The organism is Streptomyces sp. NPDC002054 (assembly GCF_040296685.1).
In the GTDB taxonomy this organism is placed as follows: Bacteria; Actinomycetota; Actinomycetes; order Streptomycetales; family Streptomycetaceae; genus Streptomyces.
Window position 1 is genome coordinate 130,951 of the sequence record NZ_JBEOXT010000015.1, and the last position, 18,459, is coordinate 149,409.

The 18,459-nt window shown below is 71.1% G+C and carries 13 protein-coding genes; 7 read left to right on the plus strand and 6 right to left on the minus strand.

The window, feature by feature from the left end; all coding sequences use genetic code 11:
- Positions 1 to 359: 359 nt before the first annotated feature.
- Positions 360 to 1,535: a methyltransferase domain-containing protein gene (locus ABT123_RS16540; protein ID WP_351314246.1), complete on the plus strand. Its 1,176-nt coding sequence runs from the start codon at positions 360 to 362 to the stop codon at positions 1,533 to 1,535.
- A 142-nt stretch (positions 1,536 to 1,677) separates the two neighbouring features.
- Here the strand turns inward: ABT123_RS16540 and ABT123_RS16545 are convergent, their stop codons facing one another.
- Positions 1,678 to 2,007, minus strand: coding sequence for a gamma-glutamylcyclotransferase (locus ABT123_RS16545; protein ID WP_351314248.1), 330 nt, complete (start codon positions 2,005 to 2,007; stop codon positions 1,678 to 1,680).
- A gap of 160 nt (positions 2,008 to 2,167) precedes the next feature.
- Here ABT123_RS16545 and ABT123_RS16550 point away from each other — a divergent pair, with 160 nt between their 5' ends.
- Entirely contained in the window at positions 2,168 to 2,566 is a 399-nt protein-coding gene (locus ABT123_RS16550; protein ID WP_351314251.1) for a TOBE domain-containing protein, read from the plus strand.
- An 18-nt stretch (positions 2,567 to 2,584) separates the two neighbouring features.
- On the opposite strand, the gene ABT123_RS16555 is transcribed toward ABT123_RS16550, so the two are convergent.
- Positions 2,585 to 4,057 (minus strand): helix-turn-helix domain-containing protein, encoded by a 1,473-nt coding sequence (locus ABT123_RS16555; RefSeq protein ID WP_351314253.1) that lies wholly within the window; start codon positions 4,055 to 4,057, stop codon positions 2,585 to 2,587.
- Positions 4,058 to 4,291: 234 nt separating this feature from the next.
- Here ABT123_RS16555 and ABT123_RS16560 point away from each other — a divergent pair, with 234 nt between their 5' ends.
- The 3 genes from ABT123_RS16560 (at position 4,292) to ABT123_RS16570 (ending at position 8,435) form a co-directional block, all read left to right on the plus strand.
- Positions 4,292 to 5,119, plus strand: coding sequence for an FAD binding domain-containing protein (locus ABT123_RS16560; RefSeq protein WP_351314256.1), 828 nt, complete (start codon positions 4,292 to 4,294; stop codon positions 5,117 to 5,119).
- Positions 5,116 to 7,908, plus strand: coding sequence for a molybdopterin-dependent oxidoreductase (locus tag ABT123_RS16565; RefSeq protein ID WP_351314259.1), 2,793 nt, complete (start codon positions 5,116 to 5,118; stop codon positions 7,906 to 7,908). Before ABT123_RS16560 ends, ABT123_RS16565 begins: the two co-directional genes overlap by 4 nt.
- An 83-nt stretch (positions 7,909 to 7,991) precedes the next feature.
- The gene (locus ABT123_RS16570) at positions 7,992 to 8,435 is read left to right on the plus strand and encodes a molybdopterin-dependent oxidoreductase (protein WP_351314262.1); all 444 of its coding nucleotides are present in this window, start codon (positions 7,992 to 7,994) and stop codon (positions 8,433 to 8,435) included.
- On the opposite strand, the gene ABT123_RS16575 is transcribed toward ABT123_RS16570, so the two are convergent.
- The 4 genes from ABT123_RS16575 to ABT123_RS16590 form a co-directional block, all read right to left on the minus strand.
- A complete protein-coding gene (locus ABT123_RS16575; protein WP_502970975.1) occupies positions 8,429 to 12,460 on the minus strand; it encodes a bifunctional nitrate reductase/sulfite reductase flavoprotein subunit alpha in 4,032 nt (1,343 codons plus the stop codon). The two genes, ABT123_RS16570 and ABT123_RS16575, sit on opposite strands and share 7 nt — an antisense overlap.
- A 275-nt stretch (positions 12,461 to 12,735) precedes the next feature.
- Complete coding sequence (locus ABT123_RS16580) at positions 12,736 to 13,908, minus strand: RCC1 domain-containing protein (RefSeq protein WP_351314265.1); 1,173 nt, start codon at positions 13,906 to 13,908, stop codon at positions 12,736 to 12,738.
- Between the two features lie 51 nt (positions 13,909 to 13,959).
- Positions 13,960 to 15,144: an RCC1 domain-containing protein gene (locus ABT123_RS16585; protein ID WP_351314268.1), complete on the minus strand. Its 1,185-nt coding sequence runs from the start codon at positions 15,142 to 15,144 to the stop codon at positions 13,960 to 13,962.
- A gap of 16 nt (positions 15,145 to 15,160) precedes the next feature.
- Positions 15,161 to 16,429 (minus strand): RCC1-like domain-containing protein, encoded by a 1,269-nt coding sequence (locus ABT123_RS16590; protein WP_351314271.1) that lies wholly within the window; start codon positions 16,427 to 16,429, stop codon positions 15,161 to 15,163.
- 584 nt (positions 16,430 to 17,013) lie between these two features.
- Here ABT123_RS16590 and ABT123_RS16595 point away from each other — a divergent pair.
- Positions 17,014 to 17,559: a hypothetical protein gene (locus tag ABT123_RS16595; RefSeq protein WP_351314274.1), complete on the plus strand. Its 546-nt coding sequence runs from the start codon at positions 17,014 to 17,016 to the stop codon at positions 17,557 to 17,559.
- Positions 17,560 to 17,606: 47 nt separating this feature from the next.
- A complete protein-coding gene (locus ABT123_RS16600) occupies positions 17,607 to 18,452 on the plus strand; it encodes a hypothetical protein (protein WP_351314277.1) in 846 nt (281 codons plus the stop codon).
- Positions 18,453 to 18,459 lie beyond the last annotated feature (7 nt).

Genomic DNA, 18,459 nt, shown 5'->3' on the forward strand with positions numbered 1-18,459 from the left:
GAAAGATATCGAACAAATGGCATCTGCCCATGGCTACCTGAAGGTTCTGCGGAACCTCCAGACGCGGAGCGATGCCGTGGTCGGAATCGACATCCCGGCGTCGCTCCTCGTAAGCCGGCGGCGCCATCTGGGCACCGGGCCGTAATGACCCCCCTGCTCGCGTCCCACGGACGGAGACGGTCTGGCATATGCACCCCGCAGAGGCGCATCCTTACCTGGGATGCCACCTGAAAGAGACAGGATGGCTCGAATATGAGGAGTGAGGTATGGCGGTCGTCGTCGTCCAACGCGATTCTGCGGAGAGTCCACCCACCGTGTGCAGGGTGCTCGCCTCGGCGGGTCTGGCGACGCGAACGGTCATGCTCACGGATGACGGCGGGGATCCGTCCGCCGACCTCGACGGAGTGGACGGCGTGATCATCCTGGGTGGCCGCCATGGCGGCCATGGCGGCCACACCACGTCTCGCGACGGCTCCACAGCCGTCTACGCCGCCGCCCGGGCGCTCGTACGAGACGCCCTCGCCGCCGAAGTGCCGGTGCTGGCCCTCGGCGACGGCACGCGGCTCCTGACGGAAGCCGGGGGCTCAGCACCCGGGCGCGGTGGTCCTCCCCGCACCCCCGGCGACGGCCGGACCGTGCAGCTCACCCCGGCCGCCGACACCGACCCCGTCTTCGCCGGGTCCGGCCTGCCCTCCCCCGGGCTGCGGCCGGCCACCGAACCGCTGGAGCTGCCCGCCGACGCAGTGGTGCTGGCCACCTGCAACGGGTATCCGGAGCAGGCGTTCCGGGTCGGCACCAGCGGGTGGGGCGTGCGGTTCGCCGCGCAGGACGCCGCCGCGGTGGGCGGGCGCCGTGCCGGGCCCTCCCTGGACTCATGGGGCGAAGCGCTGCTGGGCCGGTTCGCCGTACTCGTCGCCGCCCGCGCCGAGCACACCGCCACACGCGCCTTCTTCACCCGTCGGGCCGAAGCCTGGGAGGAGCGGTTCGCGTACCAGACCCCGGCCTACGAGGCAGCCGTCGCCCGCATGCGGCTGATGGACGGAGGGCTTGCGGTGGACCTCGGCTGCGGCACCGGGCGGGCCATGCCCGCTCTCCGGGCTCAGGTCGGCCCCTCGGGCCGGGTCCTCGGCATCGACGTCACGCCGGCCATGCTCACGGCTGCCGCCCGGCACGGCCGCACCCGCCTCGGCCACCTCCTCGCCGCCGACTGCACCCGCCTCCCACTGCCCGACGCGTCCGTGCACGGCATCTTCTCCGCAGGCCTCCTCGACCACCTGCCGGACCCGTACGCCGCCCTCCGGGAATGGGCCCGCGTGACCGCACCCGACGGCACGCTCCTCCTCTTCCACCCCTCCGGCCGAGCCGAACGCGCCGCCCGTCACAACCGCCCCCTCGATCCCGATGACCTCCTCGCCGAGAACAATCTCCGCCGCGCCGTGGAATCCACGGGCTGGCACCTGGACGAGTACGAGGACGCCCCCGGCCACTTCCTGGCGCGCGCCGAGGCCCGGGGGACGGTGGCCGGTTCCGTCTGACCGGCTACGGCGACATCCCGAAGCCGGGCGGCAGGGCCGTCCGCGGCCGGCGACCCACCACCATCGCGCCCCACAGGCGACGGCGGCCTCGACGTACGGGGTGCCGCGCACCCGGAGGGTGGCCGGGCGCTATCTGATCGACCTAAGCAGGTCCGTCGGCAAGTCGGGGCCCGTCCACGGCGCGAGCGTCGAGGAACGCCCATGCCGTCACCCCGGACCGCAGGAGCACCTCGCTCCTGATGTAGTCGTCGACCTCGTAGTCATCGGCCGCGGCGAGTTCGGACTCGGTGATCCGGAAGAGGGTGCCCTCCACGGCGTCCGTTTCCTGTGCCGACGGAAGGACCAGGGGGTGCAGGTCGGTGCCGCTCGCGGCGATCACGTCCGGGTCGGTGATCCGGACGGTGGTCGTCGTATACCCGGGCAGTGCGTCAGGGCTGCCCTCAAGGAGCCGCCCGAACCGGGCCAGTTGCACCCGCCCTACCCGGTCGGTAGTTGGTTCACTGGCTGCGGACACCCGCCCCTTGACCGCTTGCGGCTCTCGCTGTCACAGCGGGCGTGGTGAAGGAAGCCCCTGCTCGCCGATCGCGGTGTTCGGCAAGCAGGGGCTCCGTCATGCCCGTTAGGCTGCGGGCGTGCCGTCCTATTCCATCGGGCAGGCCGCCGGCCTGCTGCGCGTGAGCCCCGAGACAGTCCGCCGCTGGGTCGAGTCGGGCCGACTGCCCTCACACCGCGCGCCGGACGGGTCCCGAATCGTCGACGGCGCGGTCCTCGCCGTGCTCGCTCAGGAGCGCGCCGCCGGGCTGCATCCCCTGCCGTCCGGCGCTGCCGCCACGTCCGTCCGGAACTCCTTCGCCGGGATCGTCACTTCTGTACGGCTCGACGACGTGGCAGCCCAGGTTGAGATCCAGTCCGGCCCGCACCGCGTCGTCTCCGTGGTGACCCGGGACTCGGTCGAGGAGCTCGGCATCGCAGTAGGGGTCACCGTCACGGCCCGGGTGAAGTCCACCGACGTTCACATCGACCTGCTCTAGCGGGACATCGGCGGCTCGTCAGCCGCAGCGCAGCGCCGCGTACAGGTCGACCTTGTGGTCGAGGCGGGTGAGGTCCCGGCCCGTGAGGGTCTGCACCCTGTCGATCCGGTAGTGGACGGTGTTCACGTGCACATGCAGGGCCTCCGCCGTGCGCGCCCACGAGCAGTTGTTGGCCAGGAACACCTCCACGGTTTCCCGCAGTATCCCGTCCCCGAGCGCCCCCAGGATCCGCGCCGAGAAAGCCGTCCGTACCTCGGGCGGTACCCCCGCCAGCAGTCCCGCGAGGGTGTCCAACTGCTCGACCCCGCGCACCGGAACCGCCTCGTCCGCCGCCGTGAGGGCGAACCGGGCCTGGCTCAGCGATGCGCGCAGCTCCTCGGTCCCGGCGGCCTGCGCGCCGATGCCCAGGCGCAGGTCCGCCTCCGGGCCCCCGCACGCCTGGATCAGCGGCCACACCGGGCGGAGCCGCGCCACCGGGTCCGCATCCGCGTCCGCTTCCGCGTCCGGGTCCTCGTACAGCACCGCCACCGTCCCGCCCACCGCATACGGGACCCCCTCGAGGTGCGCCAGCGCCTCGGCCAGGGCGTCGCCCGAGGTCGCGGTGAGAACGCGGTACGGGCCGCCCGTCGGCAGTCCGGCGGCGCCGAGGGCCTCCTCCAGGGCCCCGGGGTCGGCCGGGCCCTCCCCCAGCAGTGCGAACAGCTCCGGGTCCGCGACCCGGCCGGCGGCGGCCCGGCGGCTCTGCCCGTCGCGGTACTGGGCGAGGATCTCGGCTATCTCGTGGAGCACCCGCGGGGGCGCCGCGTCCGGGTCGGGGACGTGCAGCTGCCAGGCGTCGTACGGGGAGCTCTCGGCCTCGATCCGCAGCCAGACGCCGGCCCCCGCGGGCGCGGAGACCGCCTGCCGGGCGGAGATCGCGGGAGCGGACGGGGTACGCGCCACCGTGCGCCCGCTCGCGGTGAGCAGGTAGCAGGACACCCGGCCCAGATGGGCGCAGGCCCGGTCGAGGAGCTCGGCCGGTTCGGCCCCGTCCTCCACGAGGCGGCTCAGTTCGCCGCGCACGTTCTCGGGCAGCGCGAAGATCCGGTTCCGGGTCGGCCGTCGGCTGAGGTCGCCCCACTGACGCAGGTACACCGCCTCCGTCACGGCCCGGAAGCTGGTGGTCGCGGGCACGGCCGCGATGGGCATCCGGTGGGCGCGGCAGGCGGCGACGAGCTCCTCGGGAACCCGCCCGTGCGTCTCCTCTCCGGCCAGCAGCGCGGTCGCCCCGGCCCCGGCGAGGGCGGCCACGAAGCGATCCGCCTTCGCCGTATCGCCCTGCGACCACCACACCAGCCCGCTGAGGACGAGCTCCCCGGGCCCCAGGAAGCGGCCCGGGTCCTCCAGGTCGGTGGCGGTGACCCCGCTGATGGCCTGGCCGAGAAGTGGCTCCTCTCCCCAGAGCAGGGTGAGTCCGAGACTGTCGGATTGGAGCAGGTCGAGGACGTGCATGACAGGGACTCCTTGCGGTGGACTGCATCCCACATTCGCTAGGTGAATACGAGGAAGTCCATCGTAAATGCGAGCACAATGAGCAGATGCCCTCTTGGTTGATCGTCCAGGGGCGGCCACCGGCAGGCTGCCTGATTCCGTGGTCGGGACCAGTCGTTTCGGCCTCGCTGCGTTGGTTCACTGGCGGAAACCCGCGGTTCCCCGCCGTCGGGCCGGAGAGGCTGGTGGCGCGAAATGGATCTCAACACGGTGCTGGACGTGCGCGATGCGCGCCGTCGTGAGCCCTGGCGGCCGGGCGACGCCTGGCTCGGCGGCGGCACGTACCTCTTCTCCGAGCCGCAGCCGCACATCCGCCGCCTCGTCGACCTCTCCCGTATGGGCTGGCCGCCCCTGTCCCGGCAGCCCGACGGCTCCCTGGACATTGCCGCGACCTGCACGATCGCCGAGCTGTCGCGCTTCGGCCGGACCCTCCCCGCCACGGCCGCGCCGCTCTTCGAGCAGTGCTGCCGGGCGTTCCTGGCCAGCTTCAAGATCTGGAACATGGCGACCGTGGGCGGGAACCTGTGCAACGGCCTGCCCGCCGGTCCGATGATCTCCCTCGCCGCTGCCCTCGACGGCACGGTCCTCCTCCAGGGCCAGGACGGCGCCACCCGCCGGCTGCCCGTCGCGGACTTCATCCGCGGAGCCGGGGTCAAGGACCTGCGCGAGGGGGAGCTGCTCCGGTCCGTCCGCCTGCCGGCCCGCGCGCTGGAATGCCGTACGGCCTTCCGGCAGGCCTCGCTGTACGGGCTCGGGCGCTCCGGCGCCCTGGTGATCGGTGCCTCCGACCCTGCGGACGGCTCCCTCACGGTCTCGGTCACCGCCGCCACCACCCGGCCCTTCCGCTTCTGGTTCGCGCTGCCGCCCACGGCCGCCGAGCTGCGCGAGGCGATCGACGGGACTGTCCGGCCCGAGGAGTGGTTCGACGACATCCACGGACTGCCCGCCTGGCGGCGGCATATGGCGCTGCGCCAGGCGGAGGAGATCCGCGCCGAACTCACGCCGGAGGACGTTTCCCGATGAGCTACGAGATCGAGATCAACAAGCAGCGGTTCGAGGACGAACCGCGGGCCGGCCAGTGCCTGCGCACCTATCTGCGCGAACGCGGCTGGTTCGGCGTGAAGAAGGGCTGCGACCAGGGCGACTGCGGGGCCTGCACCGTCCACGTCGACGGTCAGCCGGTGCACAGCTGCCTCTACCCGGCCGTCCGCGCCGAGGGCCGCTCCGTCACCACCGTCGAGGGGCTCTGCTCCCCCGGTGGCGAACTCCATCCCGCCCAGCAGCAGTTCCTCGACGCCCAGGGCTTCCAGTGCGGCTTCTGCACGGCCGGATTCCTGATGACCACCGCCGCGCTCCAGGCCGAGCAGGGCACGGCCCACGACGACGGCAAGCTCGACGACCTCCCACGCGCGTTCAAGGGCAATATCTGCCGCTGTACGGGCTACCGCGCCATCGAGGACGCCGTGCGCGGGGTGAAGCACACCGAACGTCCCGAGGCGGGGCAGGCCGTCGGCAGGTCCCTGGGCGCCCCGGCCGGCCCGCAGGTGGTCACGGGCACCGCGCGCTACACCTTCGACGTGGAGGTGCCCGGGCTGCTGCACATGAAGCTGCTGCGCTCCCCGCACCCGCACGCCCGCATCGTCGCCATCGACACCACCGACGCCCTCCAGGTCCCGGGAGTCCACGCGGTCTTCACCCACCACGACGCCCCCGACCGGCTGTACTCCAGTGCCCGGCACGAGCACCCCACCGAGGACCCAATGGACACCCGCGTCCTGGACGACGTGGTCCGCTTCGTCGGCCAGCGCGTGGCCGCCGTGGTCGCCGACAGCGAGCAGGCCGCCGAGGAGGGCTGCCGCCGCGTGGTCGTCACGTACGAGGAGCTCCCGTACGTGATCGACCCGGAGGAGGCCATGCTCCCGGGCGCCCCCGTCCTCCATCCCAAGGGCCCCGAATCGGGGATCTTCCGCGCCGAGAACAACGTGTGCGGCGAGGTCCACAACACGATCGGCGACATGGAGAAGGGGTACGCGGAGGCGGATGTCGTCTACGAGGAGACTTATCTGACCCAGCGCGTGCAGCACGCCAGCCTGGAGACCCACGGCAGCGTCGCGTACTTCGAGCCCAAGGAGGAGGGCGACGGCGAGCGCATCACCGTCCGCTCCTCCACCCAGGCGCCGTTCCTGACCCGGCGGGCGCTGTGCGCCCTCTACGACCTGGGTGAGGACGAGGTCCGCGTCGTCGCGGGCCGGGTGGGCGGCGGGTTCGGCGGCAAGCAGGAGATGCTCACCGAGGACATCGTGGTCCTCGCCGCCCTGAAGCTGCGGCGCCCGGTGAAACTCGAATTCACGCGAGCCGAGCAGTTCTACGGTGCCACCACCCGCCACCCCTTCAAGATCACCATCAAGATCGGCGCCAAGGCCGACGGCACCCTCACCGCGCTGCGCATCCGCGTCCTCTCCAACACCGGCGCCTACGGCAACCACGGCCCGGCGGTGATGTTCCACAGCGTCGGCGAGTCCTTCGCCGTCTACAAAGCACCGAACAAGGAAGTCGAGGCGTACTCCGTCTACACCAACGGGATACCGGCGGGCGCCTTCCGCGGCTACGGCCTGGGCCAGGTCCTCTTCGCCCTCGAATCGGTGATGGACGAGCTCGCCATCCGGCTCGGTATGGACCCGCTCGTCCTGCGCGAGAAGAACGTCATCGGCGCCGGCGACCACATGGTGACCCCGATCGGCCACGAGGAGGACCTCTTCATCGCCTCGTACGGGATGAAGCAGTGCATGGACGTCGTCCGCAAGGCCATCGCCGAGGACCGCAGCCACGAGGACGTCCCAGAAGGCTGGCTCACCGGGACGGGCACGGCGGTCGCGATGATCGCGACCGGCCCCCCGGGCGGCCACTTCGCCGACGCGCGGGTCAGCCTGCTGCGCGACGGCACGTACGACATCGCGGTCGGCACCGCGGAGTTCGGCAACGGCACCACCACCGTCCACAAGCAGATCACCGCCGGCGCACTGAACACCACGGTCGACCGGATCGCGGTCCGCCAGTCGGACACGGACGTCGTCCGCCACGACACCGGCGCGTTCGGCTCGGCCGGCACGGTGGTGGCGGGCAAGGCCGTGATGCTGGCGGCCAACTCCCTCGCCGAGCGCCTCCAGACCTTCGCGGCCCGCCACACCGGCGTCGCCCGCCACCTGTGCAAGCTGGGGGCCGAGGCCTTCGACTGCGCGGGCCGGACCGTCACCCTCAAGGAGCTGTACGAGGCCGCGTACGACAAGGGCAAACTCGAAGAGATCGCGGCGGACGGCCACTGGACCGGCTCCCCGCGCTCGGTCGCCTTCAACGCACAGTGGTTCCGCCTCGCCGTCGACCCGGACACCGGCGAGATGAAGATCCTGCGCAGCGTCCACGCGGCCGATGCCGGCAAGGTCATGAACCCGATGCAATGCCGCGGCCAGGTCGAGGGCGGCGTGGCCCAGGCACTCGGCGCCACCCTCTTCGAGACCGTACGGGTGGACGAGCGCGGGGAGGTCACCACGGCCGCGTTCCGCCGCTACCGCCTCCCGCAGTACGCGGACATCCCGCGTACGGAGGTCCACTTCATGGAGACCTCGGACGCGATCGGCCCGCTCGGCGCCAAGTCCATGTCCGAAAGCCCCTTCAACCCGGTGGCCCCGGCCTTCGCCAACGCCCTGCGGGACGCCACGGGGATCCGCTTCACGGAAATGCCCGTGACCCGCGACATCGTCTGGCAGAAGATCCATCAGAATCGGAATCAGAATCTGCAAGGTGGGAACGCATGAATGCGCCACAGCTGCGAGTTGTATCAAGCCATCAAACGTGCAGATGACGTTCCGCGAGGCGCGGCCCCGGGCATCACCTACGCATGGCGAAACTCATGCTGCACGGAGCCTTGGACCACCCCGCGACCCTGAGCGTCGCCGACCTTCGGGACTGGGCACAGCACCGGGCCGCGGTCACCTTCGACTGCGCGACGAACGGTCCGCAACACCACGTGTTCGAGGGCGCGCTGCTCCGCGAGGTGGTCGCGGACGCGGGCCCGGCCTTCGACGCCCGGCGGAGAAAGGACCGAAGCCGCTTCCTCCTCGCGATCAGCGGCGGGGACGGCCACCGCTCCGTCCTGTCCTGGGCCGAGCTGGACGCCGACTTCGGCAACAGTCCGGTCCTTCTCGCCACCCGCCTCGACGGGGAGGACCTCGACGAGGCGGGTGCGCAGCTGGTGGTCCCCACGGACCGGTGCGGGGCCCGCTATGTCAGCGCCGTCACCCATGTGTGGTTCGGCACGCTGGACGCCTCGGCGGATCAGTAGACGTCGCGGACGTACCGCTTGTCGGCGGCGAGCTGCTTGACGTACAGGACCGCCGCCTCCTCGTCGAGGCCGCCGTGGGTGACCGCGATCTCGCGCAGTGCCCGGTCGACGTCCTTGGCCATCCGCGTGGCATCGCCGCAGACGTAGAAGTGTGCGCCGTCCTGCAGCCAGGACCAGAGCTGGGGGCCGCATTCGCGCATCCGGTCCTGGACGTAGATCTTGGCCCGCTGGTCGCGCGAGAAGGCGGTGTCGAGGCGGGTGAGGGTGCCGTCGGCGAGGAAGGCCGTGAGTTCGTCCTCGTAGTAGAAGTCCGTGGCGCGGTGCTGTTCGCCGAAGAAGAGCCAGTTGGGGCCGCGGTGGCCGCGGGCCCGGCGTTCCTCGAGGAAGCCGATGAAGGGTGCCACCCCCGTCCCCGGGCCGACCATCACCATCGGCGTCCCGGGGTCCGCCGGAGGCCGGAAGTGCGGGGAGCGCTGGACGAAGACCGGGACCGCGGCGTCGGGCACGGCATCGGCGAGGAACGTCGAGCACACGCCCTTGCGGGGGCGGCCGTGGACGTTCTCGTACCGGACGACGGAGACCGTCAGCGACACCTGACGGGGGTCGGTGAGCGGGCTGGAGGATATGGAGTAGAGGCGGGGCTGAAGGCGCTTGAGTACGGTCGCCCACTCCTGGGCCGTGGCGCGGACCGGGTGCTCGGCGATGACGTCGATGGCCTGGCGGCCCCAGGACCACCGGGCGAGCTCGCCCTTGTTGTCGGGGCGCAGGAGCTTCTTCAGTTCGCGGTCGCCGGTGCGTTCGTTGATGAAGCCCAGCAGTGCGGGGGTGAGTTTGGCGATGTCCAGGTGCCGGTGCAGGGCGTCGGCCAGCGCCACCCCTCCGAGGCCGGCGACCTCGACGGTTTCGGCGGGATCCACTCCGGTGACCGCCAGCCATTCGGTGACGAGGTCGGGGCAGTTGACGGGGTGCACGCCGAGTGCGTCGCCGGCCTCGTAGACGAGCGGCGTCTCGCTGTCCCGGGTGTCGAAGGTGAACCGGCGGACCTCCTTGCCCGCCCCCGGAAGGCTGAGCAGGCGGTTCCCTGTCAGCAGTGCGGTGGCCAAGGCCGGCTTTGAGGTGCGGACGGGGGCGACAGCGGGGGCAAGGACAGGGGCAGGTGCAGGGGTGCCGTCCGTCGCCGGCTGTTCGGTGAGATGGCTGAGGATCTGGTCCAGCCAGGCGTGGGCGGAGGGCTCGTAGTCCGGTTCGCAGTCCGTGCGCGGTGCCAGACGTACGGCCCCCAGCTCGTCCAGGCGCTGGTCCAGGCGGCGTCCGTGGCCGCAGAAGTCGTCGTACGAGGAGTCACCGAAGGCAAGCACGGCATACCGTCGGCCGTCCAGGCGCGGAGTGTCGGCAGCCGCGAGGGCGTCCCAGAACCCGGCGCCGTTGTCAGGGGCCTCACCATCACCGAACGTGCTGGTGACCAGGAGCAGATCGGCGGCAGGGGGCAGGGACTTCAGGTCCGTGTCGTCCATGCCGAGGAGCGCGGCGCGGTGTCCCGCTGCGGAGAGCCGCTCGGCAGCTGCCGCGGCGAATTCCTCGGCGTTGCCGGTCTGCGAGGCCCACAGCACGAGGACCTCACGGCCCGGGGCAGTGCCCCCCGCCGTCGCTTCCGCTGCGGACTGCGGGGCTCGGGAGTACAGGCCGGCGAGTACACCGTTCACCCAGCGCGCGTGCTCTTCGCTGAACGGCGCACCGGGCGGCAGCACGGGAACGCCGGGCGCGCCCGATTCCAGTCCGGCGAGGAATCCGACCAGGTACTGGCGTTCGTGCTCGGCGAGCACCGGCGGGGGTGTGCTCTCCAGCCCGAAGACGGCTGCCGCGCCGGGCTGGACGGCGGCCGGCACGATCACGGCCGGCTCCTCGGCGAGGGCGGCCACGGGCGCCGGAGTCACGGTTACCGGCGTGGCGACCTTCGCCAGCGTCACCGCGCACACCTTGAACTCGGGCTGGAAGGAGATGGGGTCGACGGCGTCGCTGGTCACCGCGTTGATGCTCAGGTACTCGCCGAACAGGTCGTTCCAGTGGAACGGCGCGAAGCAGCAACCCGGGCGCACCCGGTCGGTGACGACGGAGGGGAGTACGGCACGGCCGCGCCGGGAGGCGACTTCCACCGAGTCGCCGTCCGCTATCCCCAGCCGCTCCGCGTCCTCCGGGTGGACCTCGACGAAGGGGGCCGGGTTGAGCTTGTTGAGCTTGGAGACTTTCCCGGTCTTGGTGAGGGTGTGCCACTGGTGCTGGAGCCGTCCGGTGTTGAGGGCGAACGGATAGTCGTCGTCAGGCATTTCGGCGGCGGGGATGTGCGGGCGGGCAAAGAAGACGGCGCGTCCGCTGGCGGTGGGGAACACCGGGCCCCCGTCCTCGGCCAGGTAGCGGATGGGGTTGCGGTCCGGTCCGTCGGCCGTCGCGGCGGGCCACTGCACGGGCGTCTCGCGCAGCCGTCCGTACGTCACACCGCGCAGGTCGTAGCCGGTCTTGGGGTTCGCCGCACGCTTGATCTCCTCGAAGATCTCCTCGGCGCTGTCGTACGAGAAGGCATCGGCGTAGCCCATCGCGCAGGCGATGCGCGCGAGGATCCGCCAGTCCGCGAGCGCCTCCCCCGGCGGGTCCACGGCGGGCCGGGAGAGGGTGAGGTTGCGTTCGCTGTTGATCAGTACGCCCTCGGTCTCGGTCCACAGGGCGCCGGGGAGCACGACATCGGCGTAGGCGTTGGTCTCGGTGTCGGCGAACACATCCTGGGTGATGACGAACTCGGCCGTCTCCAGACCCTCGATGACGGTCCTGCGGTTGGCGACCGAGGCGACCGGGTTGGTGCAGATGATCCAGCACGCTTTGATCTCGCCGTCCGCCATGCGCTGGAACATCTCGACGGTGCCCTTGCCGGATCCGTCCTCGCGTACGGTGCCGGGTTCCAGTCCCCACAGCTCCTCGACGAAGGCACGGTCCTCATCCACGAGCACTGATCGCTGCCCGGGCAGGCCGGGCCCCATGTAGCCCATCTCTCGGCCTCCCATGGCGTTGGGCTGGCCGGTGAGGGAGAACGGGCCGCTGCCCGGGCGGCAGATCGCGCCGGTGGCCAGGTGCAGATTGATCAGGGCGTTGGTGTTCCAGGTGCCGTGGGTGGACTGGTTGAGCCCCATGGTCCAGCAGCTCGTCCACTCCCCCGCTGCACCGATCCACTGCGCCGCCCGCCGGATGTCCGCTTCCGGGATGCCGGTGATCTCGGCAACCGTCGCGGGCGGGTAGTCCGCGAGGAACTCCGGCATCGCCTCCCAGCCCTCGGTGCGCTCCGCGATGAAGCCGGCGTCCGTGTGGCCGTTCTCCACCAGCAGGTGCAGCAGGCCGTTGAGCAGCGCCAGGTCCGTGCCCGGCTTGATCTGCAGGAAGAGGTCGGCCTTGTCGGCGGTCGCGCTGCGCCGCGGATCGACGACGATCAGCCTGGCACCGCCCACCTTCACCCGCTCCATCAGCCGCAGGAACAGAATGGGGTGGCAGTCGGCCATGTTCGAGCCGATGACGAAGAAGAGGTCTGCCTTCTCGAAGTCCTGGTACGAACCGGGCGGGCCGTCGGCGCCGAGGGACAGCTTGTAGCCGCTGCCCGCGCTGGCCATGCACAGTCGTGAGTTGGACTCGATCTGGTTGGTGCGGACGAAACCTTTGGCCAGCTTGTTGGCCAGGTACTGGGCTTCCAGGCTCATCTGCCCGGAGACGTAGAACGCGACGGCGTCGGACCCGTACTCGTCGATGATCGCCCGCAGCCGCCGGGCCGTGCTGGAGATCGCCTCGTCGACACTGGCGGGTACCGGCTCGGCCCCGCGCTCGGGACGCACCAGTGCGGTGGTCAGCCGTCCCGGGGCGGCGAGCATGTCGGCCGTCGTCGCACCCTTGGTGCACAGCCGGCCGAAATTGGCGGGATGGGCCTTGTCACCTGACGCCTTGAGGACCTTGCGGCGGCCATCGGGACCGGAGGCGATGTCGAGGAGCATGCCGCAGCCCACACCGCAGTACGAGCAGACCGTCCGCACCTGGGAGACGGCCGTCGACGAGTCCTGTGGGGGCACCGGATGACCTCTTCTATTGATCGACGCGTGCCCCTGACGGTACGAAACGCCCATTACGCCGATGTGACCCCGGCCGATCATGGACGGTAACGCTCGTCACACACCCACTCGCTCTGCACTGTGAGGACGAGGTTCGGGGCCCGTGCGTGACTGCCCTGTCCGGCGTCACGCACGGGCCTGATGTCCGGAGACGGTGCGGGTCAGTACGCGAAGCCGGACTTGCCGGTGAGGGTCGCCGCCACGCGGGTGATCTGGCTGCCCGGCGGCAGGGCGGTCGTCGTCGACGCGGGAGCGGTCGTGGTGCCGTCGCCGAGCTGGCCGAGGGCATTGGCGCCCCAGCCGATCACCGAGCCGTCGTCGAGAGCGGCGAGGGTGAAGTCCACTCCGCCATTGACGTCCTGGACGCCCTTGAGGTGGTCGAGGGGGACCGGGGTGGTGCGGTTGGCCTTCGTCCCGTCGCCGAGCTGGCCCTCGGCGTTCTTGCCCCAGCCGGTCACGCTGCCATCGTCGAGGATGGCGAATCCGGAGGCCGAGGTGGCGAAGACCTTCGCCACGGCGTTGAGGTAGGCGACGTCGACCGGCTTGTTGCTGTCGGCCGTGCTGTCGTTGCCGAGCTGGCCCTCGGCGTTCTTGCCCCACGCCTTCACGGTGCCGTCGGCGGTGAGGGCGAGGACGTGGTCGCAGCCGACCGAGATGGATTCGACGTCGGCCAGGTCAGGGACCTGCTGTGGCGTTGCCCGGTCGGTCGCATTGCCCGTGCCGAGGCGGCCGTTGGCCCCCGAGCCCCAGGTCCAGACGGTGCCGTCCTGGCGCAGGGCCACGCTGAAGTCGCAGCCCGCGCCGACGTCCCTGACCTTGTCCAGGCTCTGGACGTCGACCGGCGTCCGGTACGGGGTGGTGGCGTCCAGGCCCGTTCCGAGTTGCTTCTTGGCGTTGTCGCCCCAGGCCAGGACGCGGCCGCCCTTCACGGCGAGGGCGTGGTTGGCGCCCGCCGCGATCTCGCTGACGCCGGACAGTTTGGTGACCGTCGCGGGGAACGACTGGTTGACGATGGTGCCGTTGCCGAGCTGGCCGGTGAGGTTCGCGCCCCAGCTCTTGACGGTGCCGTCCCTGAGGAGGGCGATGACGAAGGGGTTTTTGTCGCCGCCCCCGGCGGCGAGTTCGCGTACGTCGTCGCGGGTGACGCCGAGTACCGCGGCAGGGGTCTGTTGAGCGAGGACACTGCCGTTGCCCAGTTGTCCCAGGGCGTTGTCACCCCAGGCGCGGATCCAGGGGTCGGTGCCCGCGGCCTGGGCCGACAGGCAGGGGGTGGCAGCGGTCAGTGCGGTGAGGGTGAGGGCGGTGAGCAGGGTGCGGCGCAGAGGTGGGGTCATCTGCATGCCTTTCGCGTGGGGTGCGGGAGGGCGCGGTGCGTGCGCCAGGGTTCAGTAGGCGTAGCTCGAGTTCCATCCGAGGGACGCGGCCAGTCGGGTCGTGCCACTGCCCGCAGGCAGAGCCGTGACGGGGGTGAGTGAGGAGGTGGTACTGGCGTCGCCGAGCTGGCCGTTGGCGTTGTCGCCCCAGGCGACAACGGTCTGGTCGTCGAGGACGGCGAGGGTGTGGGTCCAGCCCCCGGCCATTGCCTTGACGCCGGTCAGGACGGGGATCGGAACCGGGGTCGTGCGGCTCGTTGTGGTGCCGTCACCCAGTTGGCCGGCGCTGTTCCAGCCCCACGCCCGGACGGTGCCGTCGTCGAGGAGCGCGAAGCTGTGGTGGCTGGCTGCGACCACGCCCACGACGCTATTGAGGTGCTGGACGTTAACGGGTACGGAGCTGGCTGTCGTGGAGTCGTTGCCGAGCTGGCCGTTGGCGCCCCGGCCCCATGCCTTCACCGTGCCGTCGGCCGTCAAGGCGAGCATGTGGGTGCAGCCGGCCGCCACGGCCACGATGTCCTGAAGGCCGACGACGCGCTGGGGAGTGTTGCGGTCGCTTGTGGAGCCATCACCGAGCTGCCCCTCATTGTTCCGTCCCCAGGTCCAGACCGAGCCGTCCTCGCGGAGGGCGGCCACATGGTTGCAGCCCGCCGCGATGTCCTTGACCTTGTTCAGGCTCTGGACGGGGACGGGGCGGCTGGTCGGCGGGGCGGTGCTCGCCGCGGTGCTGCCGTTGCCGAGCTGGCCGTAGGTGTTGTCACCCCAGGCGAGGACGCGGCCTTTGCGTACCGCGTAGGCGGATACGACCCCGGCGGCGACCCCGGAGACGCCGGACAGCCCGGCGACGGCGGCCGGGTAGGACCGGGAGGCGGTGGTCCCGTCACCCAGCTGTCCGCGCGAGGCGTTGCCCCACGCCTGCACGGTGCCGTTGTTGAGCAGCGCCACGGCGAAGGACGTGGTGGAGCCACCGCCGCCCGCCAGTTCGCGCACATCGTCGCGGGCGAGGCCGCGGACCGCCGACGGCGTCTGCTGGTCGAGCGTGGTGCCGTTGCCGAGCTGGCCGAGGGCGTTGCTGCCCCACGCCCGTACCCACGGCTCTGGCTTCTCAGTGCCGGCGAAGCCCAGGGCGGCTGTGGCGAGGAGGGCGGAAAGGGCCAGAAGGACGCCCAGACCTGCGCGTCGACTGGGGTACGTCATGGCGTGACGCACCCCCTCAGTAGGCGTACGTGGTGTTGCCGCCCAGGGACACGGCCACGTCCTTGATCGCCGAGCCCTCCTTGAGGATCTTCACGGAGTCATAGCGGGGGACGGTGGTGCCGTTGCCGAGCTGGCCCTCGCCGTTGTGGCCCCAGGTGAAGACGTCGTCCGCGGTCACCGCGACGCCGTGACGGGCTCCGGCGGCGAGGTGCTGGACGCCCTCCAGGCGCGGGATCTCGACCGGCGCGGTGCGGTTGGTGCGCGAGATGTTGTCGCCGAACGACTCGTCGCCCTCGAGGAGCTGTCCGTACTGGTTGTTGCCCCAGCCCCAGACATGGCTGTCGCTGGTCTTGACGTAGTTGTGGAAGGCGCCGGCCTCGATGTCGGAGACGCCGTCGACCCAGTCGACGTCGACGGGAACCGGAGAGGACTTGGTACTGGAGTTGCCGAGCTGGCCGTAGAGGTTGTACCCCCAGGACTTGACGGTGTTCTCGGCGGTGAGCGCGAGGGCGTGGTGGCAGCCCGCGTCGACCGCGACGACGTTCTCCAGCCCCTGCACCTGGCGTGGCACGGAGCTGGTGGCGCGACTGCCGTTGCCGAGCTGGCCGTGGATGCCGCGGCCCCACGCGTAGACCTTGCCGTTCTCCAGCAGGGCCAGGCTGAAGTCACAGCCTGCGGAGATCTGCTTCACCTTCGGCATGCCCTGGACCCGGTCGGGGACGGTGCGGCTGTCTCCGGTGCGGTTGTTGCCGAGCTGGCCGTAGGCGTTGTCTCCCCAGGAGTAGACCTGGCCGGAGGTGTCGAGGGCGAGGCCGTGCTTCCCGCCGGCGGCGATGCTCTTGATGTTGGTCAGGCGCGGGACGGTGGTCGGCACGGTCTGGTTGGTGTTGCCGCCGTTGCCGAGCTGGCCGGAGGAGTTGTGGCCCCAGGACTTGACGGTGCTGTCGGTACGGGCGAGGACGAAGGAATCGGCCGAGGAGGTACCGCCGGCCGAGATCTCGTCGACGTCGCCGCGGAAGAGGCTGGTGACGGAGGAGGGGGAAAGGCTGTCGGCGAGGGTGCCATTGCCGAGCTGGCCGGTGCGGCCGGCGCCCCAGCTCAGGACGGTCGGGTTGCCCTCGTTGGCCGTGGCCATGGGGGTGGCCAGAGCCGTGGCCATGGCCGTGGTGACGGCCGCGAGCATCCAGCGGCGGCGGGTCGAGGGGCGCGGGGCGGACGGGGCCGCCGCGGCTGCGCCGTGCGGGGAGCGTGCCCGGTCGGGGCCTGAGAGACGTCGAGGGGTCATGCGCTGCTCTCCTTGGTGTGAGGGCGTACAGAACCTCGGCGCACAGGGGGGAGTCTTCGCAGGCCGAGGCGTACGGGAGCCCGGCGGTGCGGTCTGTCGACGCCGTCGGGCCTGTCAGTAGATTTACCGAAAATGATCACCATCGCGAGCCGGGGGCGCGGAACCACCTCAATGCCGGGCACCCGTTCGAGTCCCCACCCATACGGAGTACCAGCGGCCGAACGCGGCAGGGCGGGAGAGGAGCCTGGCGGGCCGCCGATCGGCCGCACCCGACGGGGGAGCGCGGCGCCTCCCGCGGCGGTCGTACGAGGAAGGTCGGTCATCCCGGAGGGTGTCGGCGACGGGTGCGCGGGTGGATCCCGGGCGTCGCGCCGACTCCCCTTCTGGCGTGGCATCCGGGGCAATTGGGCGGCACGGCCGTTGCGGTGAACGCGACTGGGGGACCGCGCCGCCCCGTGTGTCCTGCCATGCGGCCAGGGCCGGTCCGATTAGCGTCAGATCATCTTTGGTGATCACGGAGGCCGCGTTCTGCGGCCCCTGCGTCGACTCCATGACGCCGTCCACCGACCTTTCCGGGAGTTCAGGTGAACCCACGCACGTCCGCGCGCCGCGCCCTGTCCGCTGCCCTGCTCGCCGCATCCCTGTCCCTCGCCGCCCCGGCCTTCCTCGCCGCGCCCGCCCACGCCCAGCAGGCCGGGTACGAGTTCCCGGGTGTCCTGGGCGTCCCGGCCGCCCCGACCGAGGATTGCGCGCCCGACGACCAGGCATGCAAGGACCAGAAGGAGAACGAAGAGCAGGAGAAGGAGGTCGAGGAACAGCAGAAGGAGACCGAGGAGGACGCCAAGAAGGCGGAGAAGACCATCGAGGACGTCGGCAAGCAGCTGGAGGAGTGCAAGCCCGGCTCCAGCAGCTGCATGGAGGGGCTCACCGGCCCGGGCATGGGCGAGAAGCAGGGCATCGCCGACATGACCAGCACCATCAAGGGGATCGAGCACGGTCCCGCCGGCGACGCGACCGCCGCGGTCACCTCCACCTGCTCCGGCTTCCTCGCCTCGCTGCCGGCCGGATCGACGGACGCCGCCCAGAGCCCCTTCCCCGTCTCCCAGTTGTGCGCCCTGCTCGGCGGCTGACGGACCCGCTCACACCGCTCCCCCTCACTCCTTGAAGGGATCCACCCATGCCCGCGCGCCGCATCGTGCTCGCCGCCCCGGCTCTGGCCCTCGCCGCGTCCCTGGCCTCTCCCCTCCCCGCCCTGGCCGCGCCACCCCAGCCCGGGGCCGCCCCCGGCCCCGTACCCGTACCCCGTGCCGTGACCGCGGACGGCCGCCCCGCGAAGGTCGCCGACGTCCTGAAGGAGTGCGAACGGAACCCGTCCGGCTGCTCCTTCCGGATCGACCGCAAACTCGGGATCGAGTTCGCCACGACGGTCAGGTCCCTGGGCAACGCCGTCATCAACTGCACCCAGAACGACATGAACGTCGAGCGGACGGTGACCCTGCGCGCCGGCACCACCGACAACATCAACGGCGAGATCTCCGGCTCCGTCACCGCCGAGGGCACCATCCAAGCCTCCGGAGAGGTCACCACCAACCTCGCCAACGAAAGCGGCACCAGCCACAAGTCGCCCGACCTGTCGAAGGGCCCCACCACCGAGACATCCACCAAGGTCAACGTCGGCGGCGGAGCGAAGGTGGCCGGCGGGACCAGCGCCAAGCTCGCCTTCCAAGCCGCGTTCAAGGCCGCGTACGCCAAGACGTGGACGGTCGACACCACCGAGACCACGACCTACAAGAGCACCGTAAAGGCCCACGACATGATGGTGTTCGGCGCGACCGTCGCCATGCGCCGCATCGTCGGCCAGCTCGTCACGAACAAGGGCAGCGGCATCCTCAACGTGGCCGTGGACAGCCCCTCCATGGCCAACGACAGCCACTTCGTCGCCCAGACCTCCACCGCCCCGGGCGGGCTCTGCAGCGGCACCCGGCCCCCCAACAACACGGCTCCCGGCAACACCAGCCCGTGAAGAGGAC